Here is a 239-nt window from a genome sequence, read left to right as displayed (position 1 = left end):
ACGTGTATCACCCGAACGATCCGCCGCCGACCGGGTGGAAGATGGCGACGAACGATCCGGAGGCGTTGAAGGCGTTCGGGCTCAAGCCGAGCGACTTCGAGAAAAGCGGTAGCAACTTCGGGTCGCAGATGTATATCCCGGATCCGAATGTTTTCGGCGACAGCATGAAGCCGACGGTCGCGTTCAAGGGGACGCAGCAGCTCTTCGGCGAAGACATGAGCAACAACATGGCGCAAGGG

1 protein-coding gene is annotated in these 239 nt (G+C 59.8%); it reads left to right on the top strand.

Going from position 1 to position 239, the window contains the following annotated elements:
• Positions 1-239 (top strand): Tle-like phospholipase domain-containing protein (locus AAEY72_RS16220; RefSeq protein WP_352311707.1); only part of this gene is annotated, 239 nt, incomplete at both ends.

Origin of the sequence: Psychrobacter sp. W2-37-MNA-CIBAN-0211, assembly GCF_040309405.1 — a bacterium.
In the GTDB taxonomy this organism is placed as follows: domain Bacteria; phylum Pseudomonadota; class Gammaproteobacteria; order Pseudomonadales; family Moraxellaceae; genus Psychrobacter; species Psychrobacter glaciei.
Note: the sequence above shows the minus strand (reverse complement) of the source record. Positions and strands in the feature narration are given on the sequence as shown.